This is a genomic window from Prolixibacteraceae bacterium (genome assembly GCA_019720755.1).
In the GTDB taxonomy this organism is placed as follows: domain Bacteria; phylum Bacteroidota; class Bacteroidia; order Bacteroidales; family Prolixibacteraceae; genus Halosquirtibacter; species Halosquirtibacter laminarini.
This window is the reverse complement of record CP081303.1, coordinates 1,189,744-1,210,163: the sequence shown is the minus strand read 5'-3', so window position 1 is coordinate 1,210,163 and position 20,420 is coordinate 1,189,744. Positions and strand designations below refer to the sequence as shown.

Below are 20,420 nucleotides of genomic sequence, written 5' to 3'. Positions count from 1 at the left end.
TTAGTATGACCTCCAACTAGGATAATCTATCTAAATGATAAAGAAACAAGGTATCACTTCATAAACAAAGATCCTTTGAAGAGGGACAACAGATCCGATTACATGATAAAATCTATTACCTTTGGAGGGCGAAAATAATGGATCATGCAAATAGAGGTAACCAAACAATCGGATGGGAAATACATAGATTCTGAGAACCGAATCATAGAGATTCCTAGCGGATGGACATTCCTTCCTGCAGGAGATGCAGGCATTACACGGAATGTCACCAAACAAGCTCAATATATACGGTGGAAGAAGAAAAAAGGCAAAAGATGGATATCGCAAGGTTTATGGGCTCCTTCAGAAATAGTGGAAGTGGCACAACAGAAGATGCTGCAATTAAGAAATAGTAACAATTATGCATTACAAAAAGAGAAAAGATTACAAAGAAGAGATCATCAACATAGTCTTTTTTGTGGGGAGCTAAAGGTAGAGATTATCAAAATACTCTCCTTTCATAAAAGGTATGCAGCATTACAAGAACGAGCAGCTGAGGCAATCACAAAACATACGGCCCCTATTGGTAGTGGAACTGCAGCAAGATCTTCTAGCCTCAATACCAGTCAAAAAGCACAACGTGCAATCAATGGATGGATACGTCACCATTTGACCAACTACGACAATACACCTGTTGCACGAATAAAAGGAGAGAGAACTAAACTTCGAAAAAGGATGATCGAAGAGGGAGAGAAAGTATTAAATATATATCGCGAAGGAAAGGATGCTCCCAACCCCTGCCCTATTGAAATGGCACTAAAGAAGTAAAAAGATTGCTTTTTTATGACTCCCTCCTGAAGGAGTCATAAAAAAACATATAGATTAAAGAAAGGTAGTAAGATCAGAAATATCTCTTCTCACCTTCTTCATAAATTGATATTTATCTTCCGAATCGCGATAGCCGATAGGTATTACAAGAGAACTCTTCAATCCTTTCTCTGTTAGATTCAAAATGTTATCGTATGCATTTTTATCAAACCCTTCCATTGGACAAGCATCAATATGAAGTTCGGCACATGCAGACAACAATACTCCCATAGCAATGTATGTTTGCTTAGCACTCCATATATCCATATCTTGTGGCTCCATACGATTGATATATCCCATTACAAACTCCTTAAATGGCACAAGGGTAGATACAGGAATATTCTCCAGCTTTGATTTTATCGCAATAATCTCATCCACCTGTTTTTCTACCACTTGAGGATAGTAACTTATCACCATAACATGAGAAGCTTGGACAACCTGCTGTTGATTAAAACTTGCAAGAAATAGCTCTTGTTTCAACTCATGACTCTCAATAACATGAAGGTGAAATGTTTGAAGACCTAGAGATGTCGGGGTCAATTGAACAGCATGGATCAATTTATCTAGATCGTCTTTTGAGACACTTTTTGTCGTATTAAATGACTTGGTGGCATATCTCCACTCTAAATCTTCGATTAAGCTCATATAAGTTCTGTTTTATTTAAAAAAACATTTTTGTCGGGGAGTATATATCATTTCTCTCTCTTTTACGAAGGTAATAGTTTAATTCAGACATTACAATCCTTTATTGTCTCTTTAATCACTTTTAATTATAATAAGATCTTATTAGGCTAAAAAAAGTGAATCGTGAGAAGAGAAGCTCTTTCCATGTTGGTTGACATTAAAATAAACAAGTGACTTGGTGAATATGGACACTATTACATATTTAAAATGCTATTAGAGGCCGCTGTAGAGTACCAATATCGATACTTGTGATGGTTTATATTTCAAATTTGTATCCCTTGAGAATATTCATAAAGTGGGAATAATTTTTGGGATATATTTATTTCATGACGACAGTTGCTTTAGATCCTTTTATCACGTCATATGTCCCCCTACTCTCCACATCCTCTTCTATTTGCAATAAATTTTAATATTTTAATATATATTAAAACACAAAGATACTCCACCTAAAGCATTGATATACTACAGTTTTATAATATTCTATTTAAGAAGAACGCTACTTATGAACAAGCAGTATGGATCTTATAAATTATGGTTGCTACTATAAAATATCTTTCTGAAAAATCAATCATAGATTCAGATGTCATACTTCATGGACAGTTCGAAACGTATCCAATTCGTTTAATAGGTGTTTTTGGTAATATCACCTTGTACCAAAATATGAATTGAAGTCCATTCTTTCGCACCTATTATTCTAGATTTGTGGTGTTGTGATGTGTTGCTATACGAAGATAATTTCTTCTCATAGATCTATGAGTTATTGTGACACTGAATTAAAATCAATTACTAGTAACAAAGCTTATGTATAGAAAATTAAGTTTGATCACATTGCTTGCTTTAGCATTGTTCGGGTGTGAGAGTAATTGGGCTCCCTCTTTATCAGGGAAGTACCCAATAAGCACAGTATCGAAGGCATTGCCTATGACCGATTTGGATAGACTGTCTCTATCAAAGAAGACCGTTGTAAGCAATGTATCGGAGGCAGTAGCTGCTATTAGTGCAGCAACTGATGATGAGCGAATAGTGTTCGCTCCAGGGGTTTATAAGGATCTAAAAATGGTAGTAACAGCTTCTGGTTTGATCGATAAACCAATCATTATAGAATCTGAAGTCCCTGGACAGGCAATTATATCAGGAGATTGTTCTGTAGAGCTTCGTGGGGAGCACATTGTATTGAAAGGGTTCTACTTTAAGAACGTAAATAGAACAGGAACTAAATGGAAGGTGAAAGGTCCTGGTCTGATTGCTATTTATGGTAGCTATAACAGAGTTACAGAGTGTGTTATGGATGCGATTAATGATGTAAAGTCAGCATATCTTACCACTTCTTTAACAACAGCAGGAGACGTACCACAATATTGCCGTATTGATCACTGTTCTTTTCTAAACAAAACATCAAGAGATCAAGTAATAAATTTAAATAATACATTCAAAACGACTAAGACCGGACCATCAGGACCTGCAATGTATCATAGAGTAGATCACTGTTATTTTGAAAACCCATATAAGAAAAAAGGGAATGCTGGTGGCGGTATTCGTATTGGTTTTTGGAGAAAAGATTTTGGTAGATGCCTGGTGGATTCTAACCTGTTTGTACGTCAAAACTCCGAGCCTGAAATTATCACGAGCAAATCAAAAGAGAATGTATACTATGCGAATACTTTTGAAGATTGTGATGGAACCATGAATCTTCGTCATGGAGACAACCAAGTTCTTTTACAAAATTTCTTTACCGGTAGCAGTACGGTAGAAGCTGGTGGTGCCTTTATTTGGGGCAGTGGTCATCTTATTGCTGGAAACTATTTCGATTTGAATAAGACATTGGCATCAAGAGGAAATGCGGCACTTTACCTGAACTCAGGAGCGAAAGCTTCCACTCATGCTTTGGCATATAGTTTAACGATTGCAAATAACTTCTTTGTTAACAATGGTGGTTATGCTGTGGATCTACAAGCGTTCAAGTCGCGTCGTCAGCCATGGTGCATAAAGAATTCACTGAAGTATAGAGACCCATATAACCTGTCGTTCTCAGGGAATATATTCTATCACAATAGTAAAACTTATAGTTTCTTCCATACAGATACTCCTTCTAGTTCATTTGGGTCATTTCATGGAGATCTACTTTATGGAACGGCTGCTTTAGGGGTAACTCCAAGGACAGGAATGTCTGTGTCTAAAACAGAGACTCCAACGTATGATGCTACACGAGGAATATATGTGGCACCTTCAGGTTATACTCCAGCTCCTTTGGTTTATAAGAGCATCAAAGGGATTCATTTAGATCTTTCTGTACTCGCTTCTCAAGGGGTGGTTGGAAAACCATTAACGAAACTTGAGACAGGTGCTACTTGGTTCTAAAAAAGATTCTCTTTAGTATGAAAATTATCTATAGTTAAAGATCTTTCACAAGAATCTTATTCTTTAGATTGTCATTTTTTTCTAAGACTTCGACATAAAGTTCATGAAAGCTTTATGCAAGACAAAGGAGTATCGAAGATTGGAATGAAATAATATGATCAAGGGATATCCTAAACAGGATATCCCTTTTTTTATATTTACCGAGAGAACAATCTTTATTTGAATTTGAACCTAGACATCTTATTTGTACTGTTTGAAAGAAGATTCGTGAAATGGTTTGTATCAGAACCCTATTCATCAGGGGAATCACTCCCAAAACAATAGACTGCTTTACTCTTATTGAATTAACTAGTTAACACTACTTATTATAAAAAACCACGAAGTAATTCATGAAAGAGCTCTTCCTCTAAAAAAAATAATTCGAAGAAGATAATTGCGTATAAACATAAATCAATAGCACACCATATACCTTTCATGTTTTTTTATTAATTTTAACAAAAAAAAAGAATATGAAGAAATTCTTTATTTTGAAACAAGGGGAAAGACAAGGACCTTTTACCATCGACGAACTTATGTCGCAAGAGATAAAAAGAGACACTTTAGTTTTTTGTACAGACATGTCTGATTGGACAAGAGCAGATGAAGTAGATTTGCTTAAAGAACTCATTTCAGAATTACCACCAGAAATGCCTAAAACATCTCCTTCTAAGGAAGAGAAATTGCCACCACCTATGCCTAAAACTTGGTTGATTGAATCGATAATATCCACCATCTTTTTATGTCTTCCTTTAGGTATAATCGGCATTGTTTTTTCAAATAAAGTAGAGAACTACTACTACCACAAACGTTACGATGAAGCAGCCAAAGCATCCCAAAATGCGAAGATATTATTCTTAATATCGTTTATTCCTCTTGTTATACTCATCGCAATATTTGCATGCGGGTTTTTTAGCGTTTTTTTATTGGCATTACAAGGTGAGTTATAAATATTAATACTTCAATCGACCACTATATAATAACTTATCATGAAATCGTATTTTATTATCGTTAATGGAGAAAAAAAAGGCCCATTACAACTAGAAGAACTAGTGAAAAATGGACTTCAATCCGACACTTTAGTTTATCATAAAGGATTAAGCAATTGGACTCTAGCAAACGAAGTTCCTGAGCTTCAATCATTACTAGGAGATTTGCCTCCACCATTCTCATCAACAACCCAGAAGTCATCGGATAGATCTAAAAATATAGACATTGAAAATAAACCACCCAAGCCAAAGACATGGCTTGTTGAAGCGATTCTATCTACGATATGTTGCTGTATGATTACTGGAATTGTCAGCATCGTGTACTCTAGCAAAATTGACTCACTGTATTACAAGGGGGAATATGAAAGAGCAGAACAAGCATCCCAACATGCTAAAACATGGTTTATCGTCTCTATCTGTATAGGAGTTATTCTTATAATTCTAAATTTTATGCTTGGATTTTTTACTGAAATTGTGAAACATCTATAATGGAATTTCATCCCTTTATTATACATATAGCTGTAACTTAAAATACAATAATTATTTATCTAAAAAATTGATAATTTAAACCATAAAGCAGAAAGAATGAATACATACTTTATCATCATCGACGGAGAAAAAGTAGGTCCTATAGCGTATGACCAACTTATAGCGAGTGGATTATCTCACGACACACTAGTTCACCATAGCGAATTAGATGATTGGACACTTGCAAGAGAGCTACCTGAGCTTCAGGAACTGCTTCAAGAGCTTCCACCCCAGATGCCCAAAGAGGCAAAGAGCGATGAGACACAGAAGAGAGAAGTCCCTCGCAAACCAAAGACATTCTTGGTGGAGTCTATCCTAGTCACCATATGTTGTTGTCAGCCTTTGGCGATTGTGGCGATTGTTTATGCTTCAAGCATTGAATCATTGTACAATCGTGGAGATTATGAAAAAGCAAACAAATACTCTAAATTGGCTAAAACAATAATTATTGTTGGAATGTTGATATCGCTTCTATATATTATTTATAATGTAACTTCAAATTATGATGAATTTGTAGCTGCATATAAACAAGGGTTTGAAGAGGCTACAAAAGCACGTTAAAAGGAATGTTTGGAATAGCAAAAAATAAAAAAATAGTAATATCCATAGGGATAATGGGGATACTGCTACTCATTGCAGCAGTATCTCTATATTTTTATATAGATCCTCAACGCTCAAATATGTTTCCAAAGTGCACCTTTTTGCAACTTACGGGACTACAATGTCCTGGTTGTGGATCACAAAGAGCAATACACCAACTATTGCATGGAAATATAATGGAAGCATGCCGATATAACACCTTCGTAATTATTGCCATTCCCTATATTCTATTAGGTTGGTTTGTAGAGTATCAATCTATTAAACATGGTAAATGCAACCGTATCCGAAATATATTATACGGTAGAAGTGCGATCTATATTAGTGCTATTACCATCACGTTGTTTTTTCTTATTAGAAATAATATAATATAGAATGTTATTTGAATAGAAGAGAGTTTTGGACCTAAATCAATTAGGTTTACTACTCTTTTCCATTCAATTTAAAGCTTTTGAAAAATCCCCTATAGACCAAATTTTATATCCTTCTACATTACTTTCTCTATCAAAAGGATAACACCTCTCTATGTCCTTGATTACTATCATGAACATTATTACAAGAAAACGTAATAAGCGCGCATCTATTTACACATATAACATATATTTACATTAAATATAATCATATATATATGAAAGACAAAGCGAATCTGATAGGCATTCTATTAATCCTCCTACTTGTAGGAGGATGTAAGAAAGATGTCACTAATGATTACCTACAAGAGATCAAGCCACAGTTAGTGGTTCAATGTACCTTCTCTTCAAATTCTCCTTGGGAAGTGAGTATTCACCTCTCTAAAAAACTGAATGACAAGACACCCCCCAAAACGCTGGATTTAAAGGAGGTAAAGATAGTAGATCAAGATGGTATTGAGACACCTCTAACTTACAACAGTGACCTTCAGAAGTATCTATCGAAAGCGACTCCAAAAGATGAAAATTCATATCGACTTGAAATAACAACATTAGATAATAAAGTAATAGAAGCGGAAGATTTTGCCCCGAAAGCATTTGTCTTTAAAAGTTTTGAAACATCGTTAGAATCTAGAGTTCTTCTTGGAGCCAATACGATTGGTGACCGTTACTTTAAAACGAGTTTTTTACTAGAAAAAGATTGGGAAGAGAACTGTTATGTCAAAATCCAAGTAGAAAGAACAAGTTCTTTCCCTGAGACAGTAGTAATTACTACAGATGCTATCGAGAGACTAAAAGCGATGGGAGCTTCTTCTCTATTTGTATCTTTTATCCAAAGTCATGCATCATTAGAGATGCCATTCACAGAAATAAAAGAGTGGTTCGAACAAAATCCGAACAATTATGGCAATGTACCCACCGAAACATTAAACCTATGGAAAGAGAAGTATGACGGAACGATTAAACCATATATATACTCTTTACACGAGGCTATAAAGGTGGTTTATAAACAATCTGAAATAACCCAAGTAGCTGTAAACGCAAATGACTACTATTACTCTAAAAACAGTAGTTTCAACGAGATTTTGGTTGGGAACTATAAAGATTATAATGAAAAAGAGCTCTCTATATATACTCCCGAACAGAAGAATACTTCCCTCCAAAAAGAGGAGGTTATGAAGATGAAAGAGGATGTTATCTACGAGTATAAAGCTCATATCATACGTATGTCAGAACACAGTAATCGCTATATTAGAGACCTAACCATTCAACAAAATAGCAATGGGAGCTTCTCCCCTATCATTCCTATTCAATCCAACATAAAAAATGGGACAGGCATATTTGGTGGAATAAATAGCACAACCAAAACACTCTACTACTCGAATACGATTGAACAAGAAAACGAAGAAAAAGAATAGACATGATATCACCTAATATAAAAGAGCTAATCCTATTCATGCTATGCATGTTCTTTGTCACGACAAGAGGAGTTGGACAGAATCAGACAATTCAAGGAAAAGTATTGGATAAAAGCAATGGAGAGTCTATTATCGGAGCAGTGGTAGTTCTGTACCCTTCAAAAAGTGGAGGCGTTACCAATACCGAAGGATATTTCTCCTTTATTACAAAAGAACAGGACCACAAAGAGATAAGGGTACAATGTATGGGATATGACTCAAAAACAATTCCATTCAATCAAATAAAAAATGGTTCGATTCAAGTGGAATTATCCCCCTCCACACAAGAAATTGGAGAGGTGAAAGTAACAGGAGCCCAGCGAACAATGACTCTTCGGAATGCACAAGTAAGCGCCCATACCATCAGTCCCAAACAGATCGAAAACCTGCCATCTCTTGCCGGAGAAAAAGATATTATTAAAGCAATACAGATGCTTCCTGGAGTAAGTGGTGGTAGCGAAGGAAGTAGCTCATTGATCGTAAGGGGAGGAAGCCCAGACCAAAACTTGTTCTTGATAGACAATGTTCCAGTCTATAATGCATCCCATGTACTTGGACTATTCTCTATCTTCACTCCAGAGGCAATAAGAAATGTGGACTTTTATAAAGGGGGATTCTCTGCAGAATACGGCGGGCGTCTATCCTCTGTAGTGGATATTTCGATGAAAGAGGGAAATAGAGACCATATCACAGGAGACATATCCATCGGCACCATCTCTAGTAAAGGATTAATTGAAGGGCCTATAAATGGAGGGAAAGGGGCATTTATGTTTACAGGAAGAAGGACCTATATTGATCTCTTGATGCAACCTTTTATTAAAAATTACAATAATAAAAATGCAAATTCAGGAACCAAAGAGGATACTAAATTCACCTCTTATTTCTACGATATGACAGGGAAGATTACTTATAGCATCGCTCCAAACACCAAAGCATATTTTAGTATATATAAAGGAACGGATCAGTTTGGTGTAAACAATAAGTCCACTAAAAGTAATGAGTTCGGGGAGGAGAAATCTTCACTTGACATGAATATTAATTGGGGAAATCTCACCTCTTCATTGCGACTGAACCAAATTCATTCATCTCGTTGGTATTCGAACCTAACGGTATACTCCTCTATGTATGAATATTTGACAAAAATGAGTTCAGAAGAGGATATTAATACAACAATAGAGAATAACAAGATCGAATATAAAAGCAACTTCAAAAACAATTATACTTCGAAGGTAACCGATTGGGGGTTGAAATACGACAGTAGGCTCCTTCTTTCAGCTTCAAACAAAATCAAATGGGGAATGTCTGGCGTATATCATCAATTTACTCCAGGGAAGAATGTTACCACCACTACAGATGAGAGTGGCACAAAGTCAAATATACAAGGGACATTGGATACCAATACCAAGGAGGGAGCAGCATTCATTGAGTGGGAAACAGACCCAAATTATCGTTGGAAACTTAAGATGGGATTACGTTATGCAATATACCAAGCAAAAGATAAATTGTTTCAATATTATGAACCAAGAGTGGCAATAAGATACCTGGCATCTGATTTTGTTTCACTGAAGGCATCCTACTCTCTGATGAATCAACCGATACATCTACTTTCACAAAATAACTTTGCATTGGGAACGAGCATATGGGTTCCTGCTACAGTTAAAATACCGCCTAGTAATTGCCAACAATTCACCGTTGGAGCTTTAGTTCAACTCTCTCCAAGTGTAAGCTTTTCGATAGAAGGTTGGGCCAAGAAGATGACCAATCAAATCGATTTTAAGTATGGAGTTTTCGAAAGCTCAGAACATTGGGAGGATGAAGTAACTAGAGGAGATGGTCGTGCCTATGGAATGGATGTACTTCTAAAAAAAGATATGGGAAAAACCACTGGATGGATTGCCTATACACTGAGTCGTAATGAACGCAACTTTGCAGCTCTAAACAATGGAAATTGGTTTCCATATCGTTACGATAGAACTCACGACTTCTCTTTGGTATTACAACATAAATTCTCTAAGAATATAGAATTTGGAGCAAACTATATTCTATCTTCAGGATATCCTATTACAATCCCAACGTCCTACTATACAACAACAGAAGGTTCCGTAGGATTGATTGTTCCTAAAATGAACAATAAAAGAATGAAGTTATACCATCGACTTGACTGCTCCATATCATTCCACAAAGATCGCAAAAGAGGACGACGAACATGGACATTTGGCGCATACAATGTTTACGCTAGAAAGAATCCATATAATTACACAACGTCAATTACAAAACCAACAGATGGAAGTCCATCCACTATCTCTATTACAGAATACTCTCTTTTTAGTATTATCCCAAGTATCACCTATAGATTTAATTTTAAATAGATAAGTTATTGATGATGAAACACCTCTTCATGGATAGAAAAATGAGAGTTTAATCTTGCTCAAAACTCCTAAGAAATCATGAATAATAGAGATGTTAAATACATTCTGTAGTATTCTTACTACAAAACGATTTGTTGGAGAACAACTTCTTGTTTTAAGTCTCTTATTGATACCTTTCTCATATACAGAAATATAGAACACCCAAATAAAGACACCAAGGTGTTTATCTAAAATTGAATGAATACAAATAAGCCATATAAGGTAATTTCATACCCATTATTGGATGGACGAAAGCTAAATGTTTCATAAATTTGTTTCACGTTTTATTGAGAAAATCTAATAATTTAAAATTATGGCTTACGTTATTTCTGACGAATGTATTGCTTGTGGAACTTGTATTGATGAGTGTCCAGTAGAAGCTATTGCTGAGGGTGATATCTATAAAATTGATTCAGATCTATGTACTGACTGTGGTTCTTGTGCAGAGGTTTGTCCAGTTGAAGCTATCTCAGCTGAGTAAGAAATTTCCCGTAGGGATTCTTATCATAAGAGGCTATTACGAAAGTAATGGCCTCTTTTTTTCTATATACATAGAAGAGCAAGAGAGAGAAGTTGTCATCATCGATTGTACGCTTCGATATAAGAAAAAAAGAGACAATCCTATAAAAAGGAAATGTCTCTTATCATTCTATTCTAAGAAAGGACTTAGAAGCTATATTTTAATCGTAGATAGACACTATTAGGCTGGGTACCATACTCTGTTAGATCTTTCCCCCAGAACACCTGCCCCATAGCCATCAACTCCAAATCATCCATTAGAGAGAAGGTTACACTAGGTCCTATATATCCTGACCAATCTGATAGATTTATGATGGTAGATCCCGAAAGATAAACAATTGGTGAGAGCTGATAACTCGCTTGCATAAATCCCTCATATTTTCCTAATGATAGGTTCTTTGCAGATAGGTTCGTATCTACATATTGCAAACTCATTTGATTAATATCCCCAGTTGTTCCTAAACTATTGTATAAAAAACTAGATTGTAGATAGAGTCCTTTAGGGAATGTATAATCTAGAGATAAAGAAGCGACCAAAGCCTCTTCAGACTTATCTTTATAACCCGTCATTGGTTGAAAATAGGAGACTTCTCCTCGAAAACCGGCACCAGATATATCTCCTGTCCAACCAGTTCCGATTACCATATCGTACCCTTTCCATCCTCCAATTAACTGGATATCATAGTTCTTATAGTTGAAACGATAAGAAGCTGCCAAAGTCCTATCTATCATGTTGTCAGCCATCTTATAGGCCACCTCAAATGAAGATGTATAACCGAAGTATCTAGTCAACTTAACAGCATCAGTACCGGGTCTCTCCTCATAATCAAAATCAAGATAGTTGTAGGTATTAAATAGGTCGTTGGGATTCCATATAAAGTTGATCCCCCAATTGATACGCTGTCGACCAACAGTAACATTCCACTCTCCATAAGTGTAGTCAAGATAAAGTCGATCTATATTGGTATTCAGAAACCAACTGTCTCCAGTAGCAAGGTTCCATGACATATCAACCTTTCCATTGTCTACGGCAGTAAGTTCCGCAAACTGAGGAACATAACGCACCATACTTCCTGCATAGAGACGCGTTCGCATTTGCATGGTAAATACAAGGTCCGAAGAGACAAAATAGTCGAAATTAAAACGTTGGTGGGTTAAATTATAGTCCATTACACTAGAGGACATGCCCATCAACTGTTGCGAGGCAGGGTCCATAAAAAATAGTCCCTCCATATTCTTTATATATCCAGATATTTGATAATTCTTATCCTGTGCACTTACTCTCGTAAGGCACAAGATAATCATTATCATCGTGGATAATGTATGTAATCTTTTCATAACAAAGAGGCTATTTATTACGCTTCTGGCTCTTTGACATAGTCATGGATGATCTTACCATCTTCAATCTCAATAATACGACGAGCACGTTTCATTACACGAGGATCGTGGGTTGAGAAGACAAAAGTAATTCCCTCCTTTTCGTTTAACTTCTCCATTGTTGACAACAACGAAGCAGTAGCATGAGAATCGAGGTTGGCAGTAGGCTCATCAGCCAACACAAAAGCTGGCTTAGAAGCCAAAGCTCTCGCAACAGCAACACGTTGTTGTTGTCCACCAGATAGTTTACTAGGTCTTTGATTTTCTCTTCCCTCAAGTCCAACCTCTTTAAGCAATGCAACCGCACGATCATGTCGTTCATTAGCAGGACAACCCTGGAGTTCCATTACAAATCCAACATTCTCCTCTGCACTCAACACAGGGATTAGATTATAGGCCTGAAAAACAAATCCAATATTATTTAAGCGAAAATCAATGCGCTCCTTGTCGGTCATTGTTCCAAGGTCACTATTTTCTACAAAGACCTCTCCTTTGGTGGCATAATCAAGTCCTCCTAATAGATTAAGCAAGGTTGTTTTACCTGACCCTGAAGGGCCTACAATTGCCGTAAACTCACCTTTATTGATCGAGATATTCACGCCATCGACTGCACGGATTTCGTTCTCTCCGTCATGATATATTTTATATAGATCTTTTGTTTCAATTACTGCCATGATAATAAATTAAATAGTACGAATAGATTCACAAGGATTATTTTTTAGTGCTTTTCTTGCTGGGATAATGGCTGCCAATATACCTGCAACTACGACCATCAATACGGTTAAAAGTATCTCATGCATTTCTACATAAGGTCGTATCACTGAGCTATAGCCCATCGCTTCAAACCCTTCGGCTGTAGAAGCTACATGGATTCCATCTCGAGTCAAACCAATAGCAATCATAGAGAGGATAATCCCGACAACACCTCCAGTCAAACAGAGCCATACGGACTCAAATATCACCATCCAGAATACCTTCGCTCTTTGCATACCAATAGCCATTAGTATACCAAACTCACGTACTCTTTCAAGAACCACCATCATCATGGTATTTACAATACCGAAACCTAAAGCAAAGAGAATAATCATCACAAAGATGAACATATAGAATGAAGACATCTCCATAGAGTATCCAAGTTCAGGAGATATCTCTTTCCAATCCATCACCTCTTGATTTGGGAATTTCTTCACTACTTCGCTCTTGATGGCATCTAACTGATCGCCATCACTAATATGAATAGCAATCTCTTGTATCTTATTTTTATCCAGTGAAGCGATACGTTGGATATCCTTATTCTTGACATATACAAACTGCTCTTCAAAACGAGAGTCTGTGGTATTATAAATTCCAACCACACGGAAAGCTGCCCCTACAATATCGCCATGAATATCTTGAAACGAGAGCACCACTTTAGACTTCAGTTTTACCTTTAGTTTTTCAGCCAACTTCTTTCCTATAACAATTCTATTACGACGTTTGCTTTGATCGAGCCAAACGCCATCGGTTACCATCGAAGCTACAGTACTAGTCTCTTTTTCTAATGTTGGATCTACAGCCAACATCTCCACACCACGGCCTGCTTCAGTAGTAGAAGCCATCGCACTCATTTTATAACGAGGTGAAACGGCATCAACACCAGGGATATCCATGATCTCTTGTTGTCTCTTTTCACTCCAAGGCATGGATAGATGAAGGTCTAGATCTTCTCTAAACTTAGGTGCATGCACTTGTATATAAGAGGTCTCCACTTCAATTCCCTCCTTAACCTTATCTACAATCAAACCAGTAGCCAACGAAGAGGCAAATATTGCAGCAAACATACCGATAGCCATCGCAGAGATAACCACAGCACTACGAACCTTATTTCTCCATATATTTCTCCACGAGATGGAGATCAATTGTAATATATTTTTTTTCATTATCGAGTTCATTATTGTTCACGTACAGCCAGATGCTCTTTAAGCTTCATCACATTAATCCATGGATAGATGGCAATAAATATCATCATCACAACCAACACAATACTCTGATTAAAGATAATCATAGGATCATTAGAGAAAGACATCACAGGGTCCCATCCCATCTCTAAAATCATCTTACGCATATCCCCCGTCATAGGAATCGGATTTTGAGCATAATAAGAGAGAATCAAATAAGAAGAGAGAGCTCCGATAATCACCCCAATCCATGTCATGATAAAACTCTCATAGATCAGTATACGTGCCAATTTTTGTCGTCGCATTCCAACTGAAATCATAATACCAAGCTCCCGTTTTCTCTCAGCCACCATCATCGTAACAGTACCTAGAAGCCCAAAGCCGATTACGAGAAAAAGAATCACTTTAATTAAATCCCCACCTACTCGATCGCCTTCGATCTGTTGTATCAATTCTGGTTGTAACTCATCCCAACGTTTGGCCACCAAAGAAGCGTCTAGTCGTGAAGATAAAGAAGCTCTATATTGAGGCATGTCTAACTTATCGTTTTTCAACACAGCCACCGAAGTAACCCTATTGGGGGCACTATAAAAAGACTGGGCAGTAGCCAAAGGCATATATACCAAACGTTTATTCATATTAGGAATTGGGTCTTTCACAATCCCCTTCACAGGGATAAGTGCCGCAGCAGTTTGTCCATGATATCCCTGACTCAACAGTACTAAAGAATCGCCAAGGGAGACATTCAAATAACTCGCTAAAGTGGAACCAATCAAAACAGCATAATCATTCGGAGCAATCATCTCCCCCTCTTGCAGTTGTTTATCGAAATGACTCATCTGAATCTCATTAGGAATATCCACCCCTCTAACAACTACAGGGCGAGACTTCTTCTCATAAGAGACCAAAGCATAAGAGTCTAGTTTAGGCACCAAGTTGACCTCTTCATTGCTCCACTTCTTCATCAATTCTGGGGTACACTCCATGGTATTATTGATCTTCTTATCCTCCCAGTAACTTTTATCTTGGATCTGATAATAACCTAAATACTTCTCAACGGTATTTCGAATCATTCCGGAGTACATCCCTTCCTGCATCCCACTCATGAAACTACAAACCAACACTCCGAAGAAGATAGAGGAGATCATCGTCCATGTTCTTCTTTTGTTGCGCCACAAGTTGCGCCATGCCATTACTATCTCATTTCTCATATTACCTCACTCTTTTGGCATTTTGAATACTAAAGAAACTATCTTGAACCTTCACACCAAAACGAATCACATCCATGCTCATAGTAGTCTTATGACCTGGCTTATCTGCAGGCACCACTTCATAAAATGTAGGAATAGTACGGTCACCAACCTTCTTCACCTTCGACATGGTCTCCGTATTGACCAACTCGTCATCTTCATCGTAATACTTATTTTGGAGCGTATATCCATGCTCTTTACTAATCAAAGAGATGATCTTTCCCCATACCACAGCGGCATCTTCATGAGGTATAAGCTCAATCCTATAACAGGATTCTCCTTCGAATGCAACCTCACCAAGAACCTTATGGTCGTAATCATCCACAATAGACGACTCCTTCACAATATCATCATTCGTAAGATCCGATCCCATCCATGATTGATTCATCATACTTGGTGGTATCTTTATCATTCTACGTATTGATGGCATCCAGTTCCACATTTCACTCTCTCTCTTCAACGAAACCTGTCCCTTATCTTTGGCTGGCGAAAGCACATACACCAAAGAGTAATCAGTCCCCTTAGCCCATGATTTAAATTTCAAGACCCTAGTATACTTAGGTCTTACAATCGACATCGTAGCCTCATTATAGCTGGAAGCTCCTCTCATCAGATCATAAGATCGTTTCACTATTGCTTTTGCATCTTGTCCAAAAACATTTACCGTTCCTAAGAGACACAAAAGTAATACGACACTAATTTTCTTTTCCATAAACATCTTTTATATGGTTTCTTACAACATTTAAATCTATAAACTCTGGTGCCGAAACATACTGAACACTGATTCCATCAATCAAGGCCCCCATAATAACAATCTCTTTCTCTGGATCTTCAAAACCTTGATTAGTCATATATTGGTATAGCTGTCGTTGATAATCCTCCATCATTTCCAACACTTTAGGACTCATAAAAACTTCCTTCATTGAAGGTTGCATAAGCAATTGCGTATAAATACTCCAAGTGGTTATATTATTCTGCACATGATCGAATAGACGATCTATCCTCTCTCTAAAGTCTTGGGCATCGACAAAAGCCCCTTTATCCATTTGAAAAATAGACATGATCTCATCCATACATTGAAATACAATCTCTTTTTGAAGATGTTCTTTACTCTCGTAATACGAGTACATCAATCCTTTTGAAACACCTGCCTCTTTTGCAATTTTAGCAATCGAGACTTCCGCAGGATTCTGTTTTGAGAACAACAGCATCGCGGCATTTAGGATCTGCTGTTTTCTTTCATTTTTTATCTTTTCATTTTGTTCTTCTGTTCTCGGCATACAATTATATTTTGACCAAACATTCAGTCAAAAGTACTATTTTTTTTATATTGACCAACTGGTCAATATAAAAACATAACTTAAATCAGTAACTTTAACATTTATGCTTGATACAATTATTAAATAGTACGATATAAAATTCAATAATAATCAAGATATTTACAGACAGAAATTAACAAATAAGCAGATATATGTTAACACGTATTGAAAAATCAATCTTAAAGACAAAGTCCTTGGCTCCCATTCTAACCATGGCTCTCCTTGCATTAGCGATCACCACCATCTTTCGCCTTGCATATATGGGAATCTATTGGGACCGAATCGTCATGGAACCACAATTATGGAAGATCCTTATCTTAGGTCTAAGAATCGATCTAATACCTATATGTTACTTCTCCATACTTCCTACATTGATCTTTCTATGTATTCCAAAACGTTGGATATTAACGACCAAAGTCATTTGGAACACCTATCTAGCATTCTTTATCACCATTGTAACGATGATGGAGTTAGCTACTTATGCATTTATAGAGCAATACGATCTTCGTCCCGACAGAATTTTCATCGAGTACCTAGACCACATGAAGGAAGTTTCACAAACAGTTATAGGGAACAATCCTATAAGTGTTACCCTTACCGTGATCATCACCTCCGCAGTGGCTATCCTATCATATAAACTTTTTAGTAGAGTAATCAACAACTACGAACCTTTTACGTGTAGAAATAGTATTATTGCATTTCCTTTGGTAGGAGGATTGGTATTTATGGGAGCACGATCAAGCTTCTCACCACGTCCAGCCAATATTAGTACGGCATATTTTAGTAATGTCAGTAAAATGGCCAACGAGTTAAGTTTAAACTCTACCTTCTCTGTTTTTTGTGCTTGCCTTAAGATGAAAGACGAAAAAGATCCATCACGCAAATATGGTAAGATGGAATTCTCAGAGATCGTACAGCGCATAGAAAAAACAAGTCAAGCAAAGTGGGACAAGAATATAAATAGCAAAATTCCATTCTTCCATAAGCAACAACCTACAACCAAGAGCCAAAAACCTCAAAACATCGTCATCTTTCTTCAAGAGAGTCTTGGTGCTGAATATGTAGGATGTTTGGGTGGATTGCCATTGACTCCCAATATCGACAGATTAAGCAAAGAAGGAACTCTTCTAACCAACCTATATTCGACAGGAACACGAACAGTTAGAGGTATCGAAGGTACCGTTGCTGGTTTTTTACCAACACCTGGTCGTAGTGTCGTAAAGTTAGGAAAGTCTAGAAACAATTTCTTTACCATCGCGGCACTTCTTGAAAGTTTAGGCTACGATACGAACTTTGTCTATGGAGGAATGAGCAATTTCGACGACATGAAAACTTTCTTCAAAGGCAACGGTATTCAAAATGTCTATGATGAAGATTCATTCAAGAATCCTAAATTCAAAGGTACTTGGGGCGTCTGCGACGAGGACTTGGTAGTCAAAGCAAACGAAGTATTCAAATCGAAAGGCGACAAACCATTCTTTGCATTGATGCTTAGCACCTCTAACCATGCACCATTTGAGTATCCAAGCGAAAGTATTGAACTTTACGACAAAGGAAACCCTGCGACAGTACACAATGCCATGAAATATGCCGATTATGCGATAGGCAAACTGTTCGAATTAGCAAAAAAAGAAGAGTATTATAAAAACACCATTTTTGTAGTCATTGCAGACCATAACACTCGAACCTATGGAGATGCCATTGTGCCAGTAAATAAATTTCATATTCCTGCTCTTTTCATAGGACCAAATGTACCTGCACAAAGGATAAACACTTTAGCAAGTCAGATAGATATTGCACCTACTATATTGTCTCTAGCAGGGGTAGAGAACAACAATCCAATGATTGGAAACGATCTAACCACGCTACCAGAAGATAAAGGTCGAGCAATCATGCAGTATGGACAGAACCACGCATATCGCGTAGGAGACAAAGTGGTAATACACCAACCAAATCTTCCTGCCAAGACATACAGCTACAAAGAAGGGGAGCTTATACTAATCGACTCGAATAAAGAGATGGAGAGAGATGGCCTTGCCTATTCACTTCTACCATGGTATCTCTATTCTAATCGACTATACACACTGAAGAAACAAGATTTATAGTCTTTCTTAAAAGAAAAAACGAAATACCGAATAGGTTCTAATGATCACAAATTAGAACCTATTTTTTTGTAGTAGTCAATAATTTATGTTCTTTTGCATTCCAATGGAACATATCATTAACCCACTACAAACATCTTGGAGCGTCTGGGCCTTAACAGCCCTTTGTGCCTTTATCACTGGACTAAGCAAAAGCGGACTTAAAGGTTTTGCGATGGTCACCATCCCCATACTCGCTTTTCTATATGGAGCCAAGGCTTCGGTTGGAATACTGATGCCTTTTCTTATCTTTGGCGACCTATTTGCCATTATCTCCTATCGCCAAAAAGTCCCTTGGCAACATATCAAGAACTTCTTCCCTTGGGCAATAGCAGGTATTATGTTAGCAGCAATATTCGGGAACCAGATCAACGATATTCAATTTAAATACACCATGGGAATAGCAGTATTGGTATGCTTATCCCTTGTGGTATGGAAAGAGTTGCATCCCAACAACAAGCTAGAATTAGGGAAAGGACTATTCTCTTATGCAGTAGGACTCTCAGGTGGTTTTGCCACCATGATAGGCAACGCAGCGGGACCGATATTCAACCTCTATTTGATCACTTTAAAACTACCCAAAAAGACCTTTGTATTTACAGGTGCTTGTTTCTATCTCACATTAAATACACTAAAAATTCCATTACACGTATACTATTGGCATACCCTTTCGTGGAAAACTTTACAGCTAAACTTTGTCCTGTTACCATTCCTACTCTTAGGAGCCTTTGTTGGAAAATTTATTATACAGCTCATCCCAGAGAAAGTTTACAGAACATTCATTTTAGCAATCACTTTTCTATCGGCCATTATGCTATTTCTTTAAAGACAACCGCAATCGAAACCATGACACACACACTTATTGCTCTACAGGTTTCCTTGTAAAATAAAGTATTGAAGTATGAATGACTAGATATATCATATAGACAATAGTTATCATTTGGGCAATATATCTACTTCCTATTTCATAGGAAAAGAGACGTATGCCAAGGAATAGCGACAGACTGACACAAAGAACAACTAAGTTTATCTTCGAAATTTTATAGTCTTGATTCCATCCCAAGACAACCAATGAAAACCCTACAGACATTCCAAAAGGCATCAATAAATTATTTACAAAACTCCCATCATTTATTAGGATTCCTACAATAAGGGATAGTAGCAGAACAATCCCTCCTAAATTGTTTAATTTTATCTTCATAATAATATATTTAACTCAAACATTTTGTAATAACGGGCTCTAGAAGAAAGGACCATCAAAGCATGAAAATTAATGATCTCTCAATCAAATGTGATTTCAATACCCCAATAGCTTGTCATGGACGACACAATCCAAAAGCCCAAAACAATTATATGCAAACATATCTAAATTTACAATAATTTATAAAAAGAACCAAAGCAATACGCTTTACAAACTTCACTTAAAGAGACCTTGTTCTGTAATAGCCTCATTGCTTATCCCAGTTAAACCTATTCAACAATAATATTCCTATTAAATAGAAAACTGAAACATTTAAACATCTCCTTTCATTTTCGGTAAAGACAGAGCATCTTCATAAAGACA

General features: G+C 36.9%; 19 protein-coding genes. 11 read left to right on the top strand and 8 right to left on the bottom strand.

The genetic code is table 11. From position 1 onward, the window contains the following. Positions 1-144 precede the first annotated feature (144 nt). A complete protein-coding gene (locus K4L44_05095; GenBank protein QZE15213.1) occupies positions 145-807 on the top strand; it encodes a DUF2293 domain-containing protein in 663 nt (220 codons plus the stop codon). Positions 808-861: 54 nt separating this feature from the next. Here K4L44_05095 and K4L44_05090 read toward each other — a convergent pair whose 3' ends face one another. Then, positions 862-1,491, bottom strand: coding sequence for an NAD(P)H-dependent oxidoreductase (locus K4L44_05090; GenBank protein QZE15212.1), 630 nt, complete (start codon positions 1,489-1,491; stop codon positions 862-864). An 840-nt stretch (positions 1,492-2,331) separates the two neighbouring features. On the opposite strand from K4L44_05090, the gene K4L44_05085 reads away from it, so the two are divergent. The 8 genes from K4L44_05085 (at position 2,332) to K4L44_05050 (ending at position 10,794) form a co-directional block, all read left to right on the top strand. Continuing rightward, positions 2,332-3,888, top strand: a complete 1,557-nt coding sequence (locus K4L44_05085) for a hypothetical protein (GenBank protein QZE15211.1) — start codon at positions 2,332-2,334, stop codon at positions 3,886-3,888. Positions 3,889-4,397: 509 nt separating this feature from the next. Continuing rightward, positions 4,398-4,874 carry a CD225/dispanin family protein gene (locus K4L44_05080; protein QZE15210.1) on the top strand — a complete coding sequence of 159 codons (477 nt, stop codon included), beginning with the start codon at positions 4,398-4,400 and terminating at the stop codon, positions 4,872-4,874. Positions 4,875-4,913: 39 nt separating this feature from the next. Then, positions 4,914-5,402, top strand: a complete 489-nt coding sequence (locus K4L44_05075) for a CD225/dispanin family protein (GenBank protein ID QZE15209.1) — start codon at positions 4,914-4,916, stop codon at positions 5,400-5,402. Between the two features lie 96 nt (positions 5,403-5,498). After that, the gene (locus K4L44_05070; GenBank protein ID QZE15208.1) at positions 5,499-6,002 is read left to right on the top strand and encodes a CD225/dispanin family protein; all 504 of its coding nucleotides are present in this window, start codon (positions 5,499-5,501) and stop codon (positions 6,000-6,002) included. 53 nt (positions 6,003-6,055) lie between these two features. Then, a complete protein-coding gene (locus tag K4L44_05065) occupies positions 6,056-6,412 on the top strand; it encodes a DUF2752 domain-containing protein (GenBank protein QZE15207.1) in 357 nt (118 codons plus the stop codon). Positions 6,413-6,666: 254 nt separating this feature from the next. Continuing rightward, complete coding sequence (locus tag K4L44_05060; GenBank protein ID QZE15206.1) at positions 6,667-7,866, top strand: DUF4249 domain-containing protein; 1,200 nt, start codon at positions 6,667-6,669, stop codon at positions 7,864-7,866. Positions 7,867-7,868: 2 nt separating this feature from the next. Next, entirely contained in the window at positions 7,869-10,274 is a 2,406-nt protein-coding gene (locus K4L44_05055) for a TonB-dependent receptor (GenBank protein ID QZE15205.1), read from the top strand. A gap of 352 nt (positions 10,275-10,626) precedes the next feature. Then, on the top strand, positions 10,627-10,794 hold the full coding sequence (locus K4L44_05050) for a 4Fe-4S binding protein (protein QZE15204.1): 168 nt from the start codon (positions 10,627-10,629) through the stop codon (positions 10,792-10,794). A 185-nt stretch (positions 10,795-10,979) separates the two neighbouring features. Here the strand turns inward: K4L44_05050 and K4L44_05045 are convergent, their stop codons facing one another. The 6 genes from K4L44_05045 to K4L44_05020 are packed head-to-tail and all read right to left on the bottom strand — an operon-like array spanning position 10,980 to position 16,676. Further along, on the bottom strand, positions 10,980-12,170 hold the full coding sequence (locus K4L44_05045) for a hypothetical protein (protein ID QZE15203.1): 1,191 nt from the start codon (positions 12,168-12,170) through the stop codon (positions 10,980-10,982). A 17-nt stretch (positions 12,171-12,187) separates the two neighbouring features. Further along, the gene (locus tag K4L44_05040; protein QZE15202.1) at positions 12,188-12,883 is read right to left on the bottom strand and encodes an ABC transporter ATP-binding protein; all 696 of its coding nucleotides are present in this window, start codon (positions 12,881-12,883) and stop codon (positions 12,188-12,190) included. Between the two features lie 9 nt (positions 12,884-12,892). Beyond that, positions 12,893-14,128, bottom strand: a complete 1,236-nt coding sequence (locus tag K4L44_05035) for an ABC transporter permease (protein QZE15201.1) — start codon at positions 14,126-14,128, stop codon at positions 12,893-12,895. 11 nt (positions 14,129-14,139) lie between these two features. Continuing rightward, a complete protein-coding gene (locus K4L44_05030) occupies positions 14,140-15,357 on the bottom strand; it encodes an ABC transporter permease (GenBank protein ID QZE15200.1) in 1,218 nt (405 codons plus the stop codon). Between the two features lies 1 nt (position 15,358). Then, entirely contained in the window at positions 15,359-16,108 is a 750-nt protein-coding gene (locus K4L44_05025) for an outer membrane lipoprotein-sorting protein (GenBank protein QZE15199.1), read from the bottom strand. Beyond that, positions 16,092-16,676, bottom strand: a complete 585-nt coding sequence (locus tag K4L44_05020) for a TetR/AcrR family transcriptional regulator (protein QZE15198.1) — start codon at positions 16,674-16,676, stop codon at positions 16,092-16,094. The genes K4L44_05025 and K4L44_05020 overlap by 17 nt, the downstream gene beginning before the upstream one ends. A 191-nt stretch (positions 16,677-16,867) precedes the next feature. Between K4L44_05020 and K4L44_05015 the strand changes: the two genes are divergently transcribed. Both K4L44_05015 and K4L44_05010 read left to right on the top strand, forming a co-directional pair. Beyond that, positions 16,868-18,820, top strand: coding sequence for an LTA synthase family protein (locus K4L44_05015; protein QZE15197.1), 1,953 nt, complete (start codon positions 16,868-16,870; stop codon positions 18,818-18,820). Positions 18,821-18,923: 103 nt separating this feature from the next. Beyond that, positions 18,924-19,682, top strand: coding sequence for a sulfite exporter TauE/SafE family protein (locus K4L44_05010; GenBank protein ID QZE15196.1), 759 nt, complete (start codon positions 18,924-18,926; stop codon positions 19,680-19,682). 33 nt (positions 19,683-19,715) lie between these two features. Here the strand turns inward: K4L44_05010 and K4L44_05005 are convergent, their stop codons facing one another. Then, entirely contained in the window at positions 19,716-20,057 is a 342-nt protein-coding gene (locus K4L44_05005) for a hypothetical protein (protein QZE15195.1), read from the bottom strand. Between the last annotated feature and the right edge of the window lie 363 nt (positions 20,058-20,420).